At 73.3% G+C, this 20,931-nt stretch carries 18 protein-coding genes; 11 read left to right on the forward strand and 7 right to left on the reverse strand.

The window, feature by feature from the left end; genetic code table 11:
- Positions 1-8 precede the first annotated feature (8 nt).
- Positions 9-728 carry a TetR/AcrR family transcriptional regulator gene (locus tag NLX94_RS26425; RefSeq protein WP_254385597.1) on the forward strand — a complete coding sequence of 240 codons (720 nt, stop codon included), beginning with the start codon at positions 9-11 and terminating at the stop codon, positions 726-728.
- Positions 729-781: 53 nt separating this feature from the next.
- Complete coding sequence (locus NLX94_RS26430; protein WP_254385684.1) at positions 782-1,939, forward strand: serine hydrolase; 1,158 nt, start codon at positions 782-784, stop codon at positions 1,937-1,939.
- Here the strand turns inward: NLX94_RS26430 and NLX94_RS39085 are convergent.
- The 3 genes from NLX94_RS39085 to NLX94_RS26445 all read right to left on the reverse strand — a co-directional run bounded on the left by NLX94_RS39085 (position 1,923) and on the right by NLX94_RS26445 (position 6,002).
- The gene (locus NLX94_RS39085; protein WP_308402536.1) at positions 1,923-3,968 is read right to left on the reverse strand and encodes a DUF2207 domain-containing protein; all 2,046 of its coding nucleotides are present in this window, start codon (positions 3,966-3,968) and stop codon (positions 1,923-1,925) included. The two genes, NLX94_RS26430 and NLX94_RS39085, sit on opposite strands and share 17 nt — an antisense overlap.
- Positions 3,969-4,532 carry a LemA family protein gene (locus NLX94_RS26440; RefSeq protein ID WP_254385598.1) on the reverse strand — a complete coding sequence of 188 codons (564 nt, stop codon included), beginning with the start codon at positions 4,530-4,532 and terminating at the stop codon, positions 3,969-3,971. It abuts the gene before it with no gap.
- Positions 4,533-4,640: 108 nt separating this feature from the next.
- A complete protein-coding gene (locus tag NLX94_RS26445; protein WP_254385599.1) occupies positions 4,641-6,002 on the reverse strand; it encodes a DUF998 domain-containing protein in 1,362 nt (453 codons plus the stop codon).
- 255 nt (positions 6,003-6,257) lie between these two features.
- On the opposite strand from NLX94_RS26445, the gene NLX94_RS26450 reads away from it, so the two are divergent.
- Positions 6,258-7,952, forward strand: a complete 1,695-nt coding sequence (locus NLX94_RS26450; RefSeq protein ID WP_254385600.1) for a SulP family inorganic anion transporter — start codon at positions 6,258-6,260, stop codon at positions 7,950-7,952.
- Between the two features lie 21 nt (positions 7,953-7,973).
- Here NLX94_RS26450 and NLX94_RS26455 read toward each other — a convergent pair whose 3' ends face one another.
- Positions 7,974-8,867 carry a YhjD/YihY/BrkB family envelope integrity protein gene (locus tag NLX94_RS26455; RefSeq protein WP_254385601.1) on the reverse strand — a complete coding sequence of 298 codons (894 nt, stop codon included), beginning with the start codon at positions 8,865-8,867 and terminating at the stop codon, positions 7,974-7,976.
- A 121-nt stretch (positions 8,868-8,988) separates the two neighbouring features.
- Here NLX94_RS26455 and NLX94_RS26460 point away from each other — a divergent pair, with 121 nt between their 5' ends.
- The 3 genes from NLX94_RS26460 (at position 8,989) to NLX94_RS26470 (ending at position 11,442) form a co-directional block, all read left to right on the forward strand.
- Positions 8,989-9,510: a GNAT family N-acetyltransferase gene (locus tag NLX94_RS26460; RefSeq protein ID WP_254385602.1), complete on the forward strand. Its 522-nt coding sequence runs from the start codon at positions 8,989-8,991 to the stop codon at positions 9,508-9,510.
- 65 nt (positions 9,511-9,575) lie between these two features.
- Entirely contained in the window at positions 9,576-10,085 is a 510-nt protein-coding gene (locus NLX94_RS26465) for a SigE family RNA polymerase sigma factor (protein WP_254385603.1), read from the forward strand.
- A gap of 79 nt (positions 10,086-10,164) precedes the next feature.
- Positions 10,165-11,442 (forward strand): hypothetical protein, encoded by a 1,278-nt coding sequence (locus NLX94_RS26470; RefSeq protein WP_254385604.1) that lies wholly within the window; start codon positions 10,165-10,167, stop codon positions 11,440-11,442.
- A gap of 24 nt (positions 11,443-11,466) precedes the next feature.
- On the opposite strand, the gene NLX94_RS26475 is transcribed toward NLX94_RS26470, so the two are convergent.
- The gene (locus NLX94_RS26475; RefSeq protein WP_254385605.1) at positions 11,467-13,125 is read right to left on the reverse strand and encodes a bifunctional 3'-5' exonuclease/DNA polymerase; all 1,659 of its coding nucleotides are present in this window, start codon (positions 13,123-13,125) and stop codon (positions 11,467-11,469) included.
- Between the two features lie 182 nt (positions 13,126-13,307).
- On the opposite strand from NLX94_RS26475, the gene NLX94_RS26480 reads away from it, so the two are divergent.
- On the forward strand, positions 13,308-14,489 hold the full coding sequence (locus tag NLX94_RS26480) for a DUF2786 domain-containing protein (protein WP_254385606.1): 1,182 nt from the start codon (positions 13,308-13,310) through the stop codon (positions 14,487-14,489).
- A gap of 14 nt (positions 14,490-14,503) precedes the next feature.
- Here the strand turns inward: NLX94_RS26480 and tatA are convergent, their stop codons facing one another.
- On the reverse strand, positions 14,504-14,674 hold the full coding sequence (tatA, locus tag NLX94_RS26485; RefSeq protein WP_254385607.1) for a Sec-independent protein translocase subunit TatA: 171 nt from the start codon (positions 14,672-14,674) through the stop codon (positions 14,504-14,506).
- Between the two features lie 405 nt (positions 14,675-15,079).
- Here tatA and NLX94_RS26490 point away from each other — a divergent pair, with 405 nt between their 5' ends.
- Both NLX94_RS26490 and NLX94_RS26495 read left to right on the forward strand, forming a co-directional pair.
- Complete coding sequence (locus NLX94_RS26490) at positions 15,080-17,161, forward strand: FUSC family protein (protein WP_254385608.1); 2,082 nt, start codon at positions 15,080-15,082, stop codon at positions 17,159-17,161.
- 104 nt (positions 17,162-17,265) lie between these two features.
- Positions 17,266-17,502, forward strand: a complete 237-nt coding sequence (locus tag NLX94_RS26495; RefSeq protein WP_215011402.1) for a DUF397 domain-containing protein — start codon at positions 17,266-17,268, stop codon at positions 17,500-17,502.
- Between the two features lie 109 nt (positions 17,503-17,611).
- On the opposite strand, the gene NLX94_RS26500 is transcribed toward NLX94_RS26495, so the two are convergent.
- Entirely contained in the window at positions 17,612-18,100 is a 489-nt protein-coding gene (locus NLX94_RS26500) for an ATP-binding protein (RefSeq protein WP_374684025.1), read from the reverse strand.
- 352 nt (positions 18,101-18,452) lie between these two features.
- On the opposite strand from NLX94_RS26500, the gene NLX94_RS26505 reads away from it, so the two are divergent.
- On the forward strand, positions 18,453-19,313 hold the full coding sequence (locus NLX94_RS26505; protein ID WP_374684026.1) for a helix-turn-helix domain-containing protein: 861 nt from the start codon (positions 18,453-18,455) through the stop codon (positions 19,311-19,313).
- A 101-nt stretch (positions 19,314-19,414) separates the two neighbouring features.
- Positions 19,415-20,872 carry an aldehyde dehydrogenase family protein gene (locus NLX94_RS26510; RefSeq protein ID WP_254385610.1) on the forward strand — a complete coding sequence of 486 codons (1,458 nt, stop codon included), beginning with the start codon at positions 19,415-19,417 and terminating at the stop codon, positions 20,870-20,872.
- The last annotated feature ends 59 nt before the right edge of the window (positions 20,873-20,931 follow it).

Raw genomic sequence — 20,931 nt, forward strand, 5'->3', positions numbered from 1 at the left:
GAGGCGAAGTGAGCACCGGAAGCAGTGCCCGTAGCGATGCCGGTACCAGTGCGCGTACCAGTGCCAGGAAGCTGGAGAAGCAGACCGCCATCGCCAGCGCGTCCTGCGGGGTCTTCGGCCGCGAGGGCTACACCCGGGCCACGGTCGACGAACTCGCCGCCGCGGCCGGCGTTTCGACGCGCACGCTCTACAACCACTTCCCGGGCGGCAAGGCGATGCTCTTCGCCACCGTCGTCACCTGGACCTCCGGACAGGTGCGCGACGCCCAGACCGCCCTGATCGAAGCCGCCCTGGACCCCGAACGCCCGCCCCGCCCCGAGGACCTGGAGCGGGACCTGATCGCCTTCTCCCACCGGGTCATCGGGCTCATGGCCGACTACGCCGACCACTTCGCGCTCATCCGCCACATCCGCGCCGAGGCCGAGCACGTGCCGCCGGAGGTGCTGGAGGCCTGGGTGAACGCCGGCCCGGGACCGGTGTCCCGCGCGCTCGGGGACGCGATGGCGGGCCTCGACGCCGCCGGGCTGATCGACGTCCACGGGGACGCCATGCTGGCCGGCGCCCACTTCATGGCGCTGACCTCGCACGCCATCGCGCAGCTCTCCTACCACGGGGTCGTGCCCCTCCCCCAGGAGCGGACCGACCGCCTGATCTCGGGCGGGGTCGCCGCCTTCCTCCGGGCGTACCGGTCGCCCGGCCCCCACCCCGGGGCTACGTTGGAAGGGTGAGCACGACACGGTTGCGCAGGGCGGCTGTGGGAGCGGCCGCAGCGGGGCTCCTGATGGTGCCCTTGGGGGCCGGTGCCGGGTACGCCGTGGACGTGCCGACACCCCCGGCGGCGAGCAGTCCGGCCGTCTCCGACGAGTTTCCGCAGCTCACCCCCGCCGTGGCACGGCAGTTGGACGCGGCCGTCCGGAAGGTGATGGAGGAGGCCAAGATCCCCGGGGTCCAGGTGGCCCTGTCGGCGCCGGGCAAGGGAACGTACCTACGGGCCTTCGGCGTGGCCGACAAGGCCACCGGCGCGCCCATGACCGACCGCCTCAACATGCGGATCGGCAGCGAGACCAAGACCTTCACCGTGACCGCGATGCTGAAGCTGGTCGACGAGAAGAAGATCGGGCTGGACGACCCCATAGGCAAGTACGTCGACGGCGTGCCGAACGGCGACCGCATCACCCTGCGGGAGCTGGCCGGCATGCGCAGCGGACTGTTCAACTACTCCGCCGACGAAGACTTCTTCAAGGCGCTGACCAGCGATCCCCGGCGGCCCTTCACCCCGCAGGAACTGCTCGCCTACTCCTTCAAGCACCCGGTGCTCTTCGAGCCGGACGCGAAGTTCTACTACTGCAACACCAACCTGATCCTGATCGGGCTCGTCGTAGAGAAGATCAGCGGGCGGACGCTCGCCGACTACATCACCGACGAGGTCATCCGGCCCGCCGGACTGAAGAACACCCTCTTCCCGACCGGCGCCGAGTTCCCGTCCCCGCACGCCCAGGGCTACACGGACCAGACGGCCTCGGGGAAGACCGAGGACGCGGCCGACTGGAACCCCTCCTGGGGCTGGGCCGCCGGAGCGATGATCTCCGACCTCACGGACCTGCGGCGGTGGGCCAAGGTGCTGGCCACCGGTGAGCTGCTCACCCCCGCCACCCAGGCCGAGCGCCTCGACGTCGTACCGGCCCTGCCGGGCACCGGATACGGGCTGGGCATCTTCAACGTCCAGGGCTGGATCGGGCACAACGGCTCGCTGCCCGGCTACCAGTCGCTGACCGTCTACGACGCGCGGTCGCAGGCCACCCTGGTGGTGCTGCTCAACACCGACATCTCCGCCGAGGGCGAGGAGCCGAGCACGCTGTTCGGCCGGGCCATCACCGAGATCGTGACCCCCCAGCACGTCTACACCCTCCCGGCCCAGCCCGTCACGGGGAAGGGCTGACCATCCGGCGGGCCGCCGCCGCGGCGAGCGCCTGCAGCACCGACGGGTCGGCGCCGTGCGGGAGTTCGAGCATCAGCACGTGATCGCCGCACCGCAGCACCAGCCGCCGCCCCCGTGCGTACGCGGCGTCGGCCCCGGCCGCGTCGACCGGGGCGGCGCCCCGCTTGTGGGTGGCGAGCAGCCGCCGGCCGAGGGCCCCCGAAGCGGTCTGCAGCAGCAGGGCGGTGCGGCCGTCCGGGGCGACGTACGTGACGATGCCGAGTCCCGGCGGCGTGTCCGACGCCTGTAGCCGCACGTCCAGGATCCGCGCGGCCTCGGCGACCGGGAGGAACCCGGCCGGATCGGCCCGCCGCAGGAGTGCGGAGAGGGCGGCGGGGACGGTCAGGCCGGGCAGGCCGGGGGCCTCCCAGGACTCGGAAGCCTCCGTGTCGGCGGACTCCGCAGGTTCCGCCGGTTCCGCCGCCGGGAACAGTTCGCCCTGCGGGGAGGGCGTCACCGTCACGACCTCGTAGACGTGCCCGAGCACCGGTCCCCGCAGCACCCGTACGACGGCCCCTTCGCGCAGCGCCCCGTACAGCTCGGGCCGTACGGGCCAGGCCGTGACCGCGGTCCGGCCGCCCGGGTCGAGCGCCAGGTGGCGGAGCTCCTTCCTGCCGGTGCGCAGCCGCACCACCTCGCCCTCGGTCCAGGCCCGCCGGGACAGGTCCAGCAGGGCGGCGGCGAGGAGGAAGAGGTACCCGAGCAGCGCGGGAGCCGCGACCAGCACCGGAGGGAGCTGCGCCCACGCCACCTGCGGGGGCACCGCCCACTGCCCGGAGACCTGGAGCCCCCCGGTGAAGGCGACGAACCCGAGGAGGCCGCCGTACACGTACGCCGCGAGCGGGATCACGGGCCGCCGGCCGGTCCACAGCCAGCGGGACCCCATGAGCAGGCCGGTCACCAGGACCACTTGGGCGACCAGCAGCGGAAGGCTCGCGACGGGGAGCCGGATCTCGGCCGGCTGAAGCGCGTGCCACCAGGCCACCAGCAGCAGCACGATCGAGGCCGAGCCGATCCGCCGCAGGGCGAGCCGCACGCTGTCCCGCGGCGGGCGCAGGGTGCGGGCCGGGGCGGGGGCGTAGCGCAGCCGGACCTCGTGCCAGCCGCCGCCGTACGTGGACCAGGCGCGGCGCTCGTCGCGCGGGCCGAGCGGGAGCACGGCGAGCGCGGAACGGGCCACACCGGTGGCGGCGGCGTAGGCGAGGTAGCGGTCCCACAGGGCCACCGCCGCCGGGGGCAGCCCGGGAAAGGACTCGTCGCGGGCCAGCCATTCCCGTACGCCGAGCCAGTGCGCGCAGGCTGCGGTCCCCTCAGGCGTCTCGCGCTCCCCGGTGAGCCGGGCGACCAGGACCGAGCCGCAGGCCCACGCGCCCAGGCCCACGGCCAGGGACATGAACCAGCCGCCGGGCCCGGTCAGGGACACGAACAGGACGGCCGCCAGGACCGCGGGAGCCACCGCCCCCAGGGTCAGCGCGGCCTTCAGGCGTGCCGGGTAGCGGTCCCGGGCCAGTCCGCGGGACCGGGCGTCGGCGGCCACGGCCCGGCGGAACTCCCGCCACCAGCCCCGGTCCTCCTCCTCGGTGCCCCGGGCCAGGGCGCCGGCGGGCAGCACCCCGCCGGAGGCCAGGGCGGTGACCCGGGCCAGCACGAGGTCCTCGTAGGGGAGCAGGGGGAGCGGCTCCCCGGAAGGGCCCTTCCGCGGCGGCCGGATGCGGACGAGGGTGTCGCGGGGATCGGGGCCGGTCTGCTCCAGGGCGAGGAACCCGCGCGCGGCCAGGTCCAGGAGCGTGGCGCGCGGGGCGCCGCGGCCGGACTCCCAGCCGCCGGTCAGGAACTCCACCAGCGCGGGCGGTTCGCCCCGCAGCTCCATGGTGGGCCCGTCGGCGGCCACGGGCACGGGCCGGTGCGCGACCACCGCCCAGCCGGCGGCGGCCAGCCAGAGCAGGAGGGTGAGGAGGAGGGCCGCCGCGACGGACCAGGTCCAGGTCACTCAGAACCGGACCTGGACCGGGCCGGTTTCGCCTTCGCCGGCGCGGAAGAACTCCCGGGCCCGGAAGCCCAGCGGCCCGGCGGCCACCAGGGTCGGGAAGGAGGCGACGGAGGTGTTGTAGGCCAGCACGGCGTCGTTGTAGTACTGCCGGGCGTACGCGGCGCGGTCCTCGGTGGTCGCCAACTCCCGCTGCAGGGAGTCGAAGTTGCCGCTCGCGCGCAGGGCCGGATAGGCCTCGGCCAGGGCGAGCAGCCCGGTCAGTCCGGTGTGCAGGACGGCCTCGGCGCGCTCCTTGTCGGCGGGACCGCTCGCGGCGACGGCCGCCTCGCGGGCCCGGACCACGGCCTCGAAGGTGCCGCGCTCGTGGGCGGCGTAGGCCCTGACGGTCTCGACGAGGTTCGGGATCAGGTCGTAGCGGCGCTTGAGCTGGACGTCGACCTGGGCCCAGGCGTTGTCGACCTGGTTGCGGCGCCGGACGAGTCCGTTGTAGGTGGTGATCAGCCAGACCGGAACCAGTAGGACGATCACGGCGCAGACGATGACGAACATGCCGAGCGGTGTCATGTGCGGCCCCCCGTAGCGGGGCCGGTCCCCTGCCGGCCCGGCCGTAGCGTAGGGCGGCGGCCGTCCTTTGTGACCCCCCGCGCAGCAGGCAATCGGCGCGAGGGCCCGTCAGGCGGCGGGGGCGGCCTTCTCCGGTGGCGGCAGCGGCGTCGCCTCGGAGGATTCAGCGCCCAGGAACTCCACCACCGCGAGGGCGAGGAGCAGGGCCAGGGCCAGGCCGACGACCACCCAGCCGGTGGGGTAGGACCAGAGGACGTAGGTGGCGAGCGCCGCCGCGGTCAGGGCCCAGACGATCCAGGAGCGGTGGCGGCGGACGAACGGCCCCACCGGGCCCGTGCGCAGGCCGGCGCGGTCGGCCGTGGCCCGGGCCGCGCCGATGCCCGAGGTCCACACGCTCCTGACGAGGCCGGCGCGGCGGCCGGGGCCGGTGAGCCAGGCGGACAGGGCGAGGACCAGGCCCAGGGCGACGACCATCCTGATCACGGTGTGGAGCAGGTGGGTCAGGGTGTCGTAGACGGCTCCGGCGGCTTCCGGGGAGACCCCGGCGGGCAGCGCGTCGAGGTAGACCGCGCGGAAGACGCGGAGCCCGATGCCGAGCAGCGCGGTGGCGACGGCCACGCCCAGGGCCCCCGCGACCAGGGCCCGGCGCCGCCGCGGCGCGAGCAGGACGCCGCCGGCCACCAGGAGGGCGGCGAGGACGGGTAGCCAGTTGCCGGTCAGCTGGAGGAGCCGGACGTACGTCTTGACCTTGCCGATCTCGTCCGAGCGGACGAGCGTGAAGTCGGTGTGGATCTCCGGGATCCGCCCGGCGGCCTGCATGCCCTCGTCCACGAGACGCTGTTTCACCAGGTCGACGACGGGAGCGAGGTCGAGGGTGACCGTGTCGTCCTCCAGGCGCACCGCACCGCCGCCGCTCCCCGTGAGCGCCTTGTCCACGGAGGCGTGGATCTTGCGGTTGGCCTCGGTCCAGATGGTGGCGAAGGCGTCCGAGCCGGCGACCGCCTGCGCCTTGTCGTGGACGAAGCTGCGCACCGCCCCTTCGAGGGAGCCGCCCAGCTTGCCCAGCCCCTTCTCCAGGAGCGGCCGGTCCTCCGGCGCCGCGTCGGACAGCAGCGCGGGCAGGTCGATGCGGGTCATGAGGGCGTCGGTGACCCGGTTGGCCACGGCGTCCTGGACGGCCGGGTCCGAAGCGAGCGGGGCGACGGTCGCCACGTAGCGGTCGGTGTCGCCGACCTCGTCCGCCGCCCAGGAGGCGACGACGCCGAGGGGCGCGAGCACGCAGCCGAGGACGATCAGCAGGGCGGACAGGAAGGACTTCGCGCGGTGCCGGGGCGGCTGCTGCGTCTGCGCCGTCCGTTCCGCTTCGAGCGTCGCGACACGGCTGCGGAGTTCTCGGAGCTCCTGGAGGTCCTGGTTCCCCGGGAGTTCCGGCCGCTCACCGTCCCGCGCGCCCGATCCGTCGTCCGACACCGTGCCTCCTCGTCCGCGCCGATCAGGCGATCGCGGTGGATCCCAGTCGATGTGCGCGGACCCGTTCGCGCCAGCGGGGCTGACCCGTTCGGGGGACGTGACGCCTCCTTCCGTTTCGTACGCGGACCAGCGGTTCTCCCGACATGCGCCAGGTCCTGACAGGGCGTCTACTGGTGCGATCGGCCCGCCCGGGGCCGACAGGGGTGGGTGAGGTGTGCCTTGGGCGGCGTAGAACGGCGATCACTGCTGCCCCGCATGGGCAAGCCGCGTCCCGGGGACGTGGGGGCCGGTCTGGTGACCGGTCTGTTCTCGATCCCGGAAGGGATGGCGTACGCGGCCATCGCCGGGTTCAACCCGGTCGCCGGCCTCTATGCCGGTGTGGTGCCCGCGATCGTGGGTTCCCTCACCGCCCGGACCGTCCTCATGGTCACCACGCTGACCAGCGCCATCGCCCTCACCTCGCAGAGCGTGCTCCAGCAGGCCGGACTCGACGCCCAGGACCCGGGCAACATCGCGACCCTGGCCCTGCTGGCCGGAACGGTCATGCTCCTGATGGGTGCCCTGCGGCTCGGCGTGCTGATGAGCTTCGTCTCCAACGCCGTGATGACGGGCTTCTCGGTCGGCATCGGCCTCCAGATCATCACCGGCGTGCTGGGCGACGCGACCGGCTACGACCCCCAGGGCGACAACCGCCTCTACAAGCTGGGCGACTGGCTGGCGCACCTCGCCGACTGGCAGCTCGCCGCCACGCTCGTAGCCCTCGTCACCATCTGCCTCTGGGCCCTGTCCCGGCGCGTACGGCGGCTGCAGCCGGTGGCCCTGCTGATCGCCATGGTCCTCACCTCGGTCGGGGTCGCGCTGCTGGGGACGGACGTGGAACTCGTCCGCGACATCGCCCGCATCCCCTCCTCCCTCCCCTCCTTCTCCGCCCCCGACCTGTCGGCCGTACCGCACCTGGCCCCGGGCGCCTGCGCCGTCGCGCTGGTGGCCCTGGCGCAGGCCGCGAGCATCGGCTCCTCGGTGCCCAACCCGGACGGGTCCCGCGCCTCCGTCAACGGCGACTTCGCCGCGCAGGGACTGGCCAACGTGGCCGGCGGGCTGTTCCAGGCACTGCCCTCGGGCGGCTCGCTGTCCCGTACGGGCGTGGCCGTCGCGGCCGGCGCGCGCACCCGCTGGGCGGGGGTGCTGTCGGGCGTCCTCCTGGCCGGGGTGGTGCTGCTCTGCGCCCCGCTCGCGGAACGCATCCCCATGCCGGTCATCGGCGGCCTGATCCTGGTCGTCGGCGGGGAACTGCTATGGGGCAAGCGCCAGGACGTGATGCTCGTCCTGCGCACGTCGAAGCTGTCGGCCGCGGCGATGGTCCTGACCTTCCTCGCCACCACCCAGATCCCCCTCCAGCAGGCGATCGTCCTCGGAGCGGTGCTCTCCCTGCTGCTGTACTGCGCCCAGGCCGCGCGCCGCGCCCGCCTGATCCTCCTCGTACCGGACGGCTCGGGCCGCTGGAACGTGGCGGAGCCGCCGGAGCGGCTCTCCCCGGGCGAGGTCACGGTCCTGTACTACGACGGCGTCAGCCTCTTCGCCGAGCTGCCCCGCATCGAGGCCTCGCTTCCCCGGTCCGACGGCGCGGCGGGCGCGGTCCTCGTCCTCGTCCTGCGCGGCGCTCCGGACGTGCCCTCGTCGACCGTCGTCAAGACGCTGCGCCGCTACGTCCGGGAGCTCGACCGCAGCGGCTGCCGCCTCATCCTGGCGGGTGTGGGGCCGGAGCTGGCCGGCGTCCTGCGGGCCACGGGCCTCGACCGGGACCTGGGACCGGGCGGCGTCGTCCCCGCCCGGGAGGAGGCCCTGTTCGTGCCGCTCGAAGAGGCACTGGCCGACGGCCGGGAGTGGGCGCGCGAGCGGAGCGCCGCCGGAGCCCCTGGCGCCCCCGGCGCCGCGCCGGAGGGCGACTGACCGGGGTCGCGGGCGGCGTCCTCAGCTCTGCCGCGTGCTCGTCCCCGTCCCCGTCCCCGCCGCGGGACGGGAGGACTCCCCGCCCCTGGGCGTTCTCACGTACCTGTTCAGGGGCGGCTCCTCCGCCAGGACCGCGCCGATCGTCACCGCGAAGGTGACCGAGGCGCACACGACGATCAGCCACGACAGCATGACGAGCACGAGGCCGAGGGACCCGTACTCGCCCACGGCCCGGTCGAGCGCCGGCGGCATGTAGACGCGGGCCGTCAGCCCGAGCACGCTGGTGGCGGCCCCCGCCAGCAGGGCGCCGGGCATCAGGGCCGACCAGGTGACGCGCTTGGCGAGCAGGAGGTGCTGCGTCCACAGCCAGACGCCCGTGCTCACCAGGAAGAAGAGCGGCGTACCGACGAGGAGGCCGGCGCCGAAGCCCTCGCGGATCGGGCCCTGCAGCACGAGCACCAGCACCATCACCAGGAGCCAGACCACCCAGCGCCAGGCCGCGATCCGGGTCCCGGCCTTGGGCAGCAGCCAGGCACGCTCGCAGACCCGGGCCATCGCCCGGCTGAAGCTGGTGGCCGACACCAGCGTGACCAGCACCCCGACGATGCCGGTCGTCTCCCGCAGGCCGTCGCCGGCCGCGCCGCCGTACAGGACCTGTTGCAGCTCCTGGTCGGGCGCTCCGCTGAGCCCGAACACGGCGCGCAGGGAATCGCGGAGCTGGTCGCGCACGCTCAGCGGGGCGAAGGCCGAGAAGGCGAAGAGGAGGGGCACTGCCGCCAGGAAGGCCTGCGCCGCGAGGCGGGTCCCGGAATCCAGGAGGTTGGCGGACAGCATCCGGTTCGTGAGCTCGGAGAGGAAGGGGAAGCGCAGCTCCGCACCGGAACGCAGGCCCTCCACCCGGGTCTTCCACCGCATTCCGTCTCCTGCCCAGGCCGTTTCACGCAGTATGGGCGGTTCGTCGCTCCGCCGCGATCCGGCACCCGGGCGCGGTTGCAGAATTGGGGTGCGCGACAGGAACGGCACGAGGGAGAGCGATATGAACGGTCGGACGACGCACGACGGGGCCCGGATCGAGGAAGCCGCCGAAGGCGGGCACAAGGTGGTCCTGCGCGAGGCGGGCGAGGCGGATCTGGACACCGCCGCCGAGCTCTTCCGCGGCTACCTGGAGTTCTACGAGGTGGAGGTCGAGGACCCGGAGCGCCCGCGCGCCTTCCTGGCGGAGCGGCTGGCGGGCGGGGACTCCTTCGTCCTGCTCGCAGAGGTCCCCGGCGCGGGCACGGTCGGATTCACGCAGGTCTACCCGATGTTCTCCTCGCTGGCCATGAAGCCCGTGTGGCTGCTGGGCGACCTGTACGTGGCCCCCGCCGGCCGTCGTACGGGCGCCGGCCGCGCGCTGCTGCGCGAGGTGCTGCGGCGGGCGCGGGAGGCCGGGGTCTCGGGCGTGCAGCTGGAGACGGCGTACGACAACCTGGTCGCGCAGGGGCTCTACGAGGCGGAGGGATTCGTCCGCGAGGAGTTCCACATGTACTTCCACGACCTCGCTTCCGAAACGGTTTGAGATCGACTGAAACATTCCCGGCTCCCGTCGCGTCATTGGTGTGGGACGGACGCGAGGGGGAGCGGATGGGGTACGGACGCAGAGATGGGTTCCGTGAGTTCGCGACGGGCAGATCGGGGCACTTGTACCGGTCGGCCTGTCTGCTGACGAGCGGTGACACCCACCTCGCGGAGGATCTCGTACAGGAGACCCTCGGGCGGATGTACCTGCTCTGGGCGCGCGTCTCCCGGATAGACAATCCGGCGGCGTACGCGCAGACCGTCCTGGTGCGCACCTTCCTTACGCACCAGCGCCGCCGGTCGGCGGGGGAACGCCCGGTCGGGGAATTCCCCGACACGGGTGCTCCGGCCGGCGGCGATCCCGTGCTCCGGCTGACGCTCCTGGAGGCGCTGGGGCGCCTCGCGCCGAAGGACCGGGCGGTCCTGGTGCTGCGGTACTGGGAGGACCGCAGCGTCGAGGAGACCGCCGACGCGATGAACGTCAGCTCGGCGGCCGTACGGACCCGCAGTTCGCGCGCGCTGACCCGGCTGCGGGAGCAACTGGGCGGCTCGCTGGCGGAGTTCGCGGGCCGCTGAGCCCCTCGCCCTCGCGCGTGTCACGTCATTTCGATTCTTCTCATCCCGCGATCCCTATGGACGGAAGGTCTGATTCCGCATGCCCTTTGAAGATGAGCTCGGTGAAGCCCTCCGTCGTACGGGGGACGGCTTCACGGCCGAAGGCCGCGGCCTCGCGGACGCCGGGGAGCGGCGCGGGCGGCGGATGGTGGCCCGCCGCAGGGCCGCCCTGGCAGGCGGCTCGGCGCTCACCCTGGCCCTGATCGGTACCGCCGGGGCCTACGTGAACGGGCTGCTCGGACCCGGCGGGGGCGGGGGCGGCGGGAACGTGGCGTCCTCGCAGGAGCCGCCCGCGCTCGGGCCGTTGGTACGGGGCAGCAGCCGGAACACCAACCGGGTCGGAACCGGGGCCGTCTCCGCCGAGCAGCTGACCGGGGTGCTCAAGCAGCTCCTGCCGCAGGGCACGCTCAGCGATGTCGAGGCGCGGGGGACGGGCCACGAGATCGGCCCGGCGGTGACCGCTGTCTTCGACGACGGCGAGGGCAAGAGCCGCATCGGCTTTACCCTCAACCGGATCGACCCGAAGGGCGAGATGGCCGCCGACATGCTCAAGTGCCCCTCCAAGGCCACGACGAAGCACGACAGTTGTACCTCGGAGAAGCTCGCGGACGGTTCGCAGCTGTTCCTCTACAAGGGCTACGTGTTCCCCGACCACCGGGCGAACGTCAAGTCCTGGCGTGCCATCGTGGTGACCCCTCAGGGGTTCATCGTGGACGCCTCGGAGGAGAACGCGGCGACCGAGAAGGACTCGCCCCCCACCCGCCCGACGCCGCCCCTCTCGCTCGCGCAGCTCCAGGCGCTCGTGACCTCCCCGCTGTGGCACCCGGCCCTGAACGACCTGCCGGCCGCCGGTCAGGAGGGTGCACGCCAGGCCCCCCGTCAGGGGGTGAAGGCGGTGACCATCCTGGAGGAGCTGCTGCGCACGGACGGGATCCCGATCGTGAGCCGGGACGAGAGCCACGCCGATCTGGGCTACCTGGTGCTCGACGACGGCAAGGGCAAGTCGCTGGTCAGCCTCGAGATCCAGGTGGACAACGCGGAGGAGCCGGGGGTCTGGGCGGACCAGTTCAAGGATGCCGAGACGCTGCCGGACGGAGCGAAGGTCCTGACCAGGAAGGGGGACGGGGACAAGGACGTGCCCGGCATGCTCCGGTGGAGCGCCGAGGTGCTTCGGCCGAACGGGACCCGGCTGATCCTGTCCGCGGTCAACGGCGAGACCGAGGGGTCGGCGGTGACCCGCAAGGAGCCGGTGCTGGGCGTGGAGCGGCTGAAGGAGCTCGCGACGAGCCCGAAGTGGGCCTCGGAGTACGGGCAATAGCGGGAGCGGCAGGAGGGCCGGCCCCTACTTCGCGTCCGCGTAGCACTCCACGATCGCCGTGGTGAACGGGAAGCGGACCGGGGTCTCCCCGAAGGTGATGCGCCCGGCCAGCTCGCCCGCCTCGCGGATCGCGGCGGCCACGGCCGGGGCCTCCTCCTCGGGGCAGTGCACGATGACCTCGTCGTGCTGGAAGAAGACCAGCTCGGCCCGCATCCCCGCCTGCGCGAGGGACCGGCGCAGGGCGGCGAGCAGGAGCAGCGCCCAGTCCGCGGCGCTGCCCTGCACGACGAAGTTGCGGGTGAAGCGGCCGCGCGCCCGGGCGTCGGTCGAGGCGTAGCTCGGGACCCAGCCGTCGGGGGCCTCCTCGGCCTCCTCCGGATCGGCCGCCGGCGGGCAGGTCCGGCCCAGCCAGGTCCGTACGAGCCGCCCCTCCTCGCCCGCCTTCGCGGCGTCGTCCACGTAGGCCACGGCCCGGGGGAAGCGGCGGCGCAGCGCGGCCAGGTTCTTCAGGCCGTCCCCGGAGGTCTGGCCGTACACCGCGCCGAGCACGGCGATCTTCGCCATGTCGCGGTCGCCGGAGAAGCCCTGGCGGGAGATGGAGGTGTACAGGTCCTCGGGGCGGCCGGCGACCTCCATGAAGGCGGGGTCGCGGGAGATCGCGGCGAGCACCCGGGGCTCCATCTGGTCGGCGTCGGCCACCACGAGCCGCCAGCCGGGGTCGGCGACGACCGCCCGGCGGATCACCTTGGGGATCTGCAGGGCCCCGCCGCCGTTGGTGACCCAGCGGCCGGTGTGGGTGCCGCCGGGGATGAACTCGGGGCGGAAGCGGCCGTCGTGGACCCAGTCCGCGAGCCAGGACCAGCCGTGGGCGGTGTAGATCCGGTACAGCTTCTTGAACGCGATCAGCGCCTCCACGGCGGGGTGCTCCAGGTCCTGGATCTCCCAGCGGCGGGTGGACTTGAGTTTGATCCCGGCCTCCGCGAAGGCCTTGATGACGTCGGCGGCCAGGTCGGGCCGTACGCGCCGCCCGAAGGCCGCCGAGACCTCGTCGGCCAGCTCCGCGAGACGGCGGGGCTGGCCCCGCCCCGCGTACCGCTCCCCGAGCAGCTCGGTGAGCAGGGCCCGGTGGACGTCGGCCCGCCAGGGCAGCCCCGCCCGGTTCATCTCGGCCGCTACGAGGAAGGCCGCCGACTCGGAGGCCACGAGCAGCCGCATCCGCTCGGGGTGCGCGGTGGCATCGAGCCGTTTCGCCTGGTCGGCGTGGACGGCGACGAGGGCGTCGAGCGGGACGGGGGCGGGCTGGGGGTCGAAGAGCGAGTGCTGGCTGCCGGGCTCCGCGGCGCGCTGCGGGGGATCGGGCGGCACGGGCGCGTTCGTCAGCCGGGCCCAGGCGGCGGCCGCCGAGCGCGGTTCGCCGAGGCGGCCCTCATGGGCGAGCAGGAGCAGCTCGGCGTCCTCGATGTCGTGGCAGCGCTCGACGCGGATGCCGGCGGCGAGGAGCCGGGGGTAGACCGCCTGGGTGGAACGCCAGACCCAGCGGGTGGCGGCGGGGGCGGCGCGGATCGCGTCCGCGGGGTCGGTGGTCGTGACGCGGGCTTCGCCCACGGGCCCGTCCAGGGGTGTGGCGTGCCACCGGCCGTCGCCGTCCTCGGCGAGGGCCCACCGGGGGGTTTGCTCGGTCATGGGTGCGAGTGTCCCACCGGGGTCTGACAGTGCCGGTGCGGCCGCGCGGAGCCGGGCGGGCCCTGCGGGCGGCCGTCCCCTACCCGCCCTTCGCCCGTTCCCCGGGGCTCCGCCCCGGACCCCGGTCCTCAAACGCCCGGCGGGCTGGATTCGGTCGGGCTCGGGCGTGCCAAGCTGGAGCGGTGAGAGACATAGTCGACCGGGCCTGCGAGGCCGCGCTGTACAACCAGGACGACGCCGGGCTGGACGCCGGGGCGTCGGTGCTCGTCGCCGAGGGGGACCGCTGGGACGGGGTCGGGCAGGCGCTGCTCGCGCGCGGTGAGGAGTACGTGCGCCAGGCCTGGGAGCGCGGATGGCGGCCGGCCGACGTGCTGCGGCTCGTACGCCGGGACCTGGAGCAGGCGCACCTGCGGATCGCCGGGGACCTGATCGCCGCCGAGGCCCGGCGCTACGCGCGGCTGCCCGAGCGGTGGACCGACGCCGAGGTGTGGTGGGGGGACGACACCCGGTACGGGGAGCGGCTGGCCGAGCGGGAGCGCACCGACCGCTTCAGCCTGGCCGGGGCCGTCCTGGAGGTGTTCCGGCTGCTGATCCGGCTGCCGTCCATCGAGCCGGTCGGGCCCGTGCCGGGAGACCCGGCGGGCGACCTGCTCGAACACGCGCACATCGAGCCCCGCATGCTCGGGCGGATCCGGGCCCTGCTCGCCAAGGCCGAGGCCACCACCTTCCCGGAGGAGGCGGAGGCGCTCAGCGCCAAGGCGCAGGAGCTCATGGCCCGGCACACCGTGGACGCGGCCCTGCTCGCGGTGAAGTCCGGCACGACGCAGATACCCGGGGCCTGCCGGATCGGCGTCGAGGCCCCGTACGAGGAGGCCAAGGCGGTGCTGCTCGACGCGGTGGCGGGCGCGAACCGGTGCCGGTCCGTGTGGAACAGCGCCTACGAGTTCTCCACCGTCGTCGGCTTCGAGAGCGACCTGGAGGCGGTGGAGCTGCTGTACACCTCCCTGCTCGTCCAGGGCACCGCCGCGATGACCCGCGCGGAGGCGGGGCAGCGGGCGGGCGGGCGCAAGCGGACCAAGACCTTCCGGCAGTCCTTCCTGCTGGCCTACGCGAGCCGGCTCGGCCAGCGGCTCGCCGAGACGGCGGAGCACACGGTGGCCGACACCGTGGCCGAGGCCCCCGACAACCTCCCGGCGCTGGTCGCCCGGGACGTGGCTGTCACCTCGCGGGCGGAGGAGATGTTCCCCCGGACCACGACGACGCGGCTGCGCGGAGCGACCGACCTCGCGGGGTGGGAGGACGGTACGGCCGCGGCCGACCGGGCGCACATGGCGGACGCGAGCCGGCGCTCCCTGCGGGGCTGAGCCCGGGAGCTCCGTCAGCGTTCGGTGGGGGGCTCCTCGCGCAGGGCGCGGGCCTCGGCCTTCAGGATGCGGGCGGACCTGCCGAGTCCGCGGGCCATCTCGGGGAGCTTCTTCGAGCCGAACAGCATCAGGCAGACGAGCGCGACGATGGCGACGTGCCACGGTTCCAGGCCGTTCCTGAGCATGGGTGTGTCCGCCTTCCGGGGCGAGTGCCGGCAGCCTGCCGGGCGGCGCCGGGACCGGTCCGCGCACCCGATCATCGGTGCTCGGGGCCGCCGGCGCCATGGATCACGCCAAGCCTGAAGAACACCTGAAAGCCGTGGCCCGCGCCCCGGCTGCCCTGCGGGGCCGTCCCCTACCCGCCCTTCCACCGTTCCCCGGGCTCCGCCCGGGCCCGGGCGGGCTGGATCTATCCAGCCCCGCCGGCGTTTGAGGCGCGGGGTCCGGGGCGGAGCCCCGGGGAACGGGCGAAGGGCGGGTAGGGGACTTCGCCCCGCGCAGCGGCACGCTCCCGGGGGCGGCCCCGACGCGTGGGCGTCTCCGGAGTCGGGCTCCCGGGTTCCGGGCCTGGCGGGGCTACGCTCAAAGGCATGAGCTGGGTCCGGGCGCTGAAGGACACCGCCCGGGCCGGACTGACGGTCGAGCGGACCCGGCTGCAACCCCTCCTCGCGCTCCGCGCAGCCGCCGGCCTCGCGATCGTCATCGGCGTCAGCCTCGCCCTCCTCGGCCCCGGTTCCGCCGCCAGCTCCGCCTTCGGCGCCTACATGGCGGCCGTGGCCACCTTCCAGAAGAGCTGGCGCCCCCGCCCCGTCCTCGCGCTCGCCGCCGGGCTGACCCTGGCCGTGTCCACCTTCATCGGCTACCTCGTCGGGTCCTCGCACACCCTCGCCTTCATGCTGCTGCTCGCCGTCTGGTCCTTCGCGGCGGGCCTGATGTGGGCGGCCGGCCCCACCGCCGGGATCATCGCCTCCGGCAACGTCGCGATCATGCTGGTCACCGTCACCCTGCCCACCTCCGTGCCGCAGGCCGCCGGGCACGCCGCGATGATCGCCGCCGGCGGGGTGGTCCAGGCGCTGCTGATCGTCCTGTTCCCCATCCGCCGGTGGGGCGCCCAGCGCGACGCCCTGGCCGACGCCCTGGCCGCGGAGGCCGACTACGCGCGCCGCCTGCGCCAGGACCCGGTCGCCTCCTTCGACCCGCAGCCGCTGATGCGGGCGCGGGACGCCGCGACCGTGACGGTGCGCCAGGCCCGCCGCCGTCCCGCCGAGCTGCACGGCGCGCGGGGGCTCGCGGAGCGGATCCGGCCGGTGCTGGCCCTGCTGGCGGATCCGGCGGTCGGGGCCCCGGCCGAGGGCCCGGCGCGGGACAGGGCCCGGGAACTGCTCGCCGCGGCCGGGTCGGTGCTGGACGCCGCCGCGTCCGCGATCCGGCACGGGGAGGCGGTACGGGCGCCCGGGCCGGCCCTCGCGGTGCTCAAGGCACCCGACACCGCCGAGCTGCTCCAGGGCGCCGCGCTGCGCGCCGCGCGCCGGCTCTCCGCCCTGCTGGACGACGTACTGGACACGGCCGCGCCGGGCTCCGGGCGCACGGCCGATCCGGAGGAGTCGATGCTGCGGCCCACCCTGCCGGCGCTCGCGCCGATGGTGCTGGCCGCCGTACGGGCCGAGCTGCGGCCCGGTTCGCCGATCCTGCGGCACGCCGTACGGGTGACCGCCGTCGCGTGCGCCGGGTACGGCATCGGGCACGTGCTGCCGTTCGGCCACGGCTACTGGGCCCCGATGGCCTCCGTCATGGTCATGCGGCCCGATTTCACGCAGACCTACACCCGGGCCGTCGCCCGCTTCGGCGGCACCCTGGTCGGGGTCGCCCTCGCGACGGCCGTGGTCCAGCTCGCCCACCCCGGGATGTACGTGTCGGGGCTGCTCGCCGTCATCAGCGCGGGCCTGATGTACACCTTCATGCGCACCGGGTACGCCGTCTCGATGGTGTTCGTCTCCGCGTACGTCGTCTTCCTGCTCGGCATGGGCGGCCTGCGCTGGGACCAGACCGTGCCCGACCGGGTCAGCCTCACCCTGGTGGGCGGGATCCTCGCGATGGTCTCCTACGCCGTCTACCCGGCCTGGGAGACCCCGCGGCTGCGGACGAGGCTGGCCGACTGGGTGGCCGCCGGCGGCCGGTACGCGGCGGCCGTGCTCGGGCAGTACGCCGACCCGGCCGGGGCCCGGCGGGAGGACGTGCGCGAAGCCCTGCTGGCGGTGCGCGACGCCCGGGTGGCCTGGCAGGAGGCGGTGGACCGGGCCGCCGGGGAGCCGGTGCGCCACCGCGGGATCTCCGGGGAGGCCGCCGAGGAGGCGGGCCGGGCGCTGGCCGCGATGGGCCGTCACGCGATGCTGCTGGAGGCGCACTTCCCGGACCGGTCCCGGCCTCCCGTCCCCGGCGCGGCCGAGCTGGCCCGGGCGCTGCGCGAGGCGACGGAGGCGGGCGCGAAGGCGGTACGGGAGCGCCGGGTGCCCGACTGGGAGGGGGTCCGCAGGGCCCTGGCCGAGGGGGACACCCCTGACCAGGGCGTGCTGCGCGGGGCGGCGCGGCAGCTGCTGGACTCGCTGGAGGAGGTCTCCGAGGCCCTGCGCGTCCCGCCGCGCCCCGGGTCCGGGGGCGTTCGTCACCCTTAGTGGTGCCGTGCGCTCCGTTCGTGCACGTGCATCTGCCCATGCAGGCGTTCATGAACACAGCTATGATCCGGTGCAGTTGACATCTGCACTATCGGGGGCTTCCTGTGGACCACGCGTACAACGGGATGGCAGCTGCAGAGCTTGACGGGGTGACCTGGCAGAAGAGCAGACACAGCAACTCGCAAGGTTCCTGTGTGGAGTTCGCGAAACTGCCCGGAGGCGACGTTGCCATGCGCAACTCGCGGTTTCCGGACGGACCGGCACTCGTGTACACGCCGGCCGAGATAGAAGCGCTGCTGCTGGGTGTCAAGGACGGCGAGTTCGACCATCTGATCGGCTGAACACCAGCCGAAGATCAGCCATGCACGTGCAGCGGCCGGGATTGATCGCCATGATCAATCCCGGCCGCTTGCCGCATATGTGGTGTTCCAGCAGTGGTGCGGCGCTGCTTCAGTCCTGGAGCGTGAACAGCGCCCAGACCACCTTGCCGGTCAGCCGCCCCGCGAGCGGGTGCCAGCCCCAGCTGTCGCTGTAGGAGTCGACGAGGAAGAGCCCGCGCCCCGACTCCAGGTCGCAGTTGCGGTCCGTCGCCTCCGGCGCGAAGTTCCCGCCGGGCCGGTCCTCGCTGGGGTCCCGCACCGCGCACACCAGCCGGGTGCTCCACCGCATCAGGTGCAGGCGCACCGGCGGGTCGCTCTCGCCCGCGGCCGGCCGGGAGTCGTCCGGGAGGGCGTGGCGCAGCGCGTTGGTGACGAGTTCGGAGACGACCAGTGCCACGTCGTCGAAGCGGTCGTCGAGGCCCCACTGGGCCAGGGTGGAACGCGTGAAGGTGCGTGCGCCGCGCACCGCTTCGAAGCGGGCGGGCAGGGCGCAGGACGCGGACCCGGAGACAGCCGTGGGGTCGACCGGGGGAAGCCCCTGCCGTAACGGCTCGAGCATGGTCGATCCATTCGTCCCCATGCGAGGCACTCCCGGGATTCGAAAGAACTGCGGGGCACGCAGGTGCGCGGGACCATGGTTCCGAATGCCGGAGCCGGATGCAAGGGCAGATGCACGTGCACGCGCCGGACCTGTCCGGTCCCGTGACGGTTCTTGCTCATTTCTTCCTACGCATACTTACGGACTTCTTTTACGGCCAGGCCAAATCCGTTACAGAACGAGTACGGGCAGATGCGTTTTGGTGGCAGACTGCGGGCCTTGAGGGGCACGGGGGCCCCTGCGACGCAGCCGGACGCAGCCACACGCGTGTGTCCGTACGTATCCATCCACCGCATGGGGAGGGGCAGGACTCGTGACCGCAGAAGCCAGTGGTTCTGTGGTGCGCCGCATCCTCCTGGGCTCCCAGCTCAGGCGACTCCGAGAATCCCGCGGCATCACCCGTGAGGCGGCCGGTTACTCGATCCGCGCATCCGAATCGAAGATCAGCCGCTTGGAGTTGGGAAGGGTGAGCTTCAAGGCCAGAGACGTCGAGGACCTCCTCACGCTCTACGGGGTCACGGACGGCACCGAGCGGGAGTCCCTCCTGGGGCTGGTCCGCGAGGCCAACGTGGCCGGCTGGTGGCACAGCTACGGCGATGTCCTGCCGGGCTGGTTCCAGACGTACGTCGGCCTGGAAGGCGCCGCCTCCCTCATCCGGATCTACGAAGTGCAGTTCGTGCACGGCCTGTTGCAGACCGAGGCCTACGCCCAGGCCGTGGTCAGCCGCGGCATGCCCGGCGCCGGCCGCGCCGAGATCGACCGCCGGGTCGCGCTGCGCCTGGAGCGCCAGAAGGTCCTGGTCTCCGAGAACGCCCCCGTCTTCCACGCCGTCCTCGACGAGGCCGCGCTGCGCCGCCCGTACGGCGACCGGGACGTGATGCGCGGCCAGCTGGACCACCTCATCGAGATCTCGCAGCGGCCGAACGTGCACCTGCAGGTCATGCCCTTCTCCTTCGGCGGGCACGCCGGCGAGAGCGGCGCGTTCACCCTGCTGCGCTTCCCCGAGTCCGACCTCCAGGACGTCGTCTATCTGGAACAGCTCACCAGCGCCCTCTACCTCGACAAAGACGAGGAAGTGGGTCAGTACGAGCGGGCGATGCAGCGTCTCCAGAGCGACTGCCCCGACCCCTCGCAGACCCGGGACATCTTGCGCGGTCTTCTTCAACTGTCTTGATTCGCACGTACTATGACGCCTGATCAGAGCATGACGATGACCCAGACGACCTCTGGGGCCCCGGTGCAGCGCAAGGAAGCGCGTTCGACGTAAGGGATGGCATGTCCATATTCGAGGACCTGGCTCACCAGTACATCGACGGCGAATGGCTGGCCGGAACCGGGTCGTGGGACATCATCGACGTCAACCCGTACAACGGGGAGAAGCTCGCGGCCATCACCGTGGCCACCGTCGAGCAGGTCGACCGGGCGTACCGGGCCGCCGAGCGGGCCCAGAAGGAATGGGCCGCCACCAGCCCGTACACCAGACGAGCCGTCCTGGAACGCGCCCTGCGGATCACCGAGGAGCGCGAGAAGGAGATCGTCGAGGCGATGATCGACGAGCTCGGCGGGACCCGTCCCAAGGCCGAGTACGAGGTCCACCTCGCCAAGGAGTTCATCCGCGAGGCCATGCAGCTGGCCGTCCGGCCCGAGGGCCGCATCCTGCCCTCGCCCGTCGAGGGCAAGGAGAACCGGGTCCAGCGCCTGCCCGTCGGGGTGGTCGCCGTGATCAGCCCCTTCAACTTCCCCTTCCTGGTCACCCTGAAGTCGGTCGCCCCGGCCCTGGCCCTCGGCAACGCCGTCGTGGTCAAGCCGAACCAGAACGCGCCCGTCGTCGGCGGCGGGGTCATCGCCAAGATCTTCGAGGAGGCCGGGCTCCCGGCCGGACTGCTCAACGTCCTCGTCACCGACATCGCCGAGATAGGCGACGCGCTCCTGACCCACCCCGTCCCCAAGGTCATCTCCTTCGCCGGCTCCGACCGGGTCGGCCGGCACGTCGGCGCGGTCGCCGCCCGCCACTTCAAGCGGACCGTGCTGGAGCTCAGCGGGAACAGCGCGCTCGTCGTCCTCGACGACGCCGACCTCGACTACGCGGTGGACGCCGCCGTCTTCAGCCGCTTCGTCTACCAGGGCCAGGTCTGCATGGCCGCCAACCGGATCCTGGTCGACGCCTCGGTCGCCGAGGAGTTCACCAAGCGGTTCACCGCCCGCGTGCGCGCCCTGAAGACGGGCGACCCGCACGAGGCCGACACCCACATCGGCCCGCTGATCAACTCCTTCCAGGCCGACGCCCTCACCGCGCTCGTCGACCGCGCTGTGGAATCCGGCGCGCAGGCGCTCGTACGGGGCTCCACGCGCGGCAACCTGGTCGAGCCGACCGTGCTCGCTGGGCTCCCCGAGGACTCCCCGCTGCTCGGCCAGGAGATCTTCGGCCCGGTCGCCCTCCTCGTCGTCTTCGACGGCGAGGACGAAGCGGTCCGCCTCACCAACGCCACCCCGTACGGGCTCAGCGGCGCCGTGCACACGCGGGACGTGGAGCGCGGGGTCCGCTTCGCCCGGCGCATCGAGACCGGCATGATCCACGTCAACGACTCCACCATCGGCGACGAGCCGCTCGCGGCCTTCGGCGGCGAGAAGGCCTCCGGGATGGGCCGCCTCAACGGCGAGGCCACGGTCGAGGCCTTCACCACCCAGAAATGGATCTCGGTCCAGCACGGCCGGACGCAGTTCCCGTTCTAGTGCACCGGGGGATCTAGACTCGGGCGGGTCAGGCGAGGACCAGTCCGGGGGAGAGCCGA

The sequence above is a fragment of the Streptomyces sp. TBY4 genome (assembly GCF_024213195.1).
GTDB lineage: Bacteria > Actinomycetota > Actinomycetes > Streptomycetales > Streptomycetaceae > Streptomyces.

Excerpts from the sequence above, each read along its gene's own strand:
- NLX94_RS26430 (WP_254385684.1), top strand. The coding sequence starts at position 782 with ATGGTGCCCTTGGGGGCCGGTGCCGGGTACGCCGTGGACGTGCCGACA.
- NLX94_RS26440 (WP_254385598.1), bottom strand. The coding sequence starts at position 4,532 with ATGACACCGCTCGGCATGTTCGTCATCGTCTGCGCCGTGATCGTCCTA.
- NLX94_RS26450 (WP_254385600.1), top strand. The coding sequence starts at position 6,258 with ATGGGCAAGCCGCGTCCCGGGGACGTGGGGGCCGGTCTGGTGACCGGT.
- NLX94_RS26455 (WP_254385601.1), bottom strand. The coding sequence starts at position 8,867 with ATGCGGTGGAAGACCCGGGTGGAGGGCCTGCGTTCCGGTGCGGAGCTG.
- NLX94_RS26460 (WP_254385602.1), top strand. The coding sequence starts at position 8,989 with ATGAACGGTCGGACGACGCACGACGGGGCCCGGATCGAGGAAGCCGCC.
- NLX94_RS26465 (WP_254385603.1), top strand. The coding sequence starts at position 9,576 with ATGGGGTACGGACGCAGAGATGGGTTCCGTGAGTTCGCGACGGGCAGA.
- NLX94_RS26470 (WP_254385604.1), top strand. The coding sequence starts at position 10,165 with ATGCCCTTTGAAGATGAGCTCGGTGAAGCCCTCCGTCGTACGGGGGAC.
- NLX94_RS26475 (WP_254385605.1), bottom strand. The coding sequence starts at position 13,125 with ATGACCGAGCAAACCCCCCGGTGGGCCCTCGCCGAGGACGGCGACGGC.
- tatA (WP_254385607.1), bottom strand. The coding sequence starts at position 14,674 with ATGCTCAGGAACGGCCTGGAACCGTGGCACGTCGCCATCGTCGCGCTC.
- NLX94_RS26490 (WP_254385608.1), top strand. The coding sequence starts at position 15,080 with ATGAGCTGGGTCCGGGCGCTGAAGGACACCGCCCGGGCCGGACTGACG.
- NLX94_RS26500 (WP_374684025.1), bottom strand. The coding sequence starts at position 18,100 with ATGCTCGAGCCGTTACGGCAGGGGCTTCCCCCGGTCGACCCCACGGCT.
- NLX94_RS26510 (WP_254385610.1), top strand. The coding sequence starts at position 19,415 with ATGTCCATATTCGAGGACCTGGCTCACCAGTACATCGACGGCGAATGG.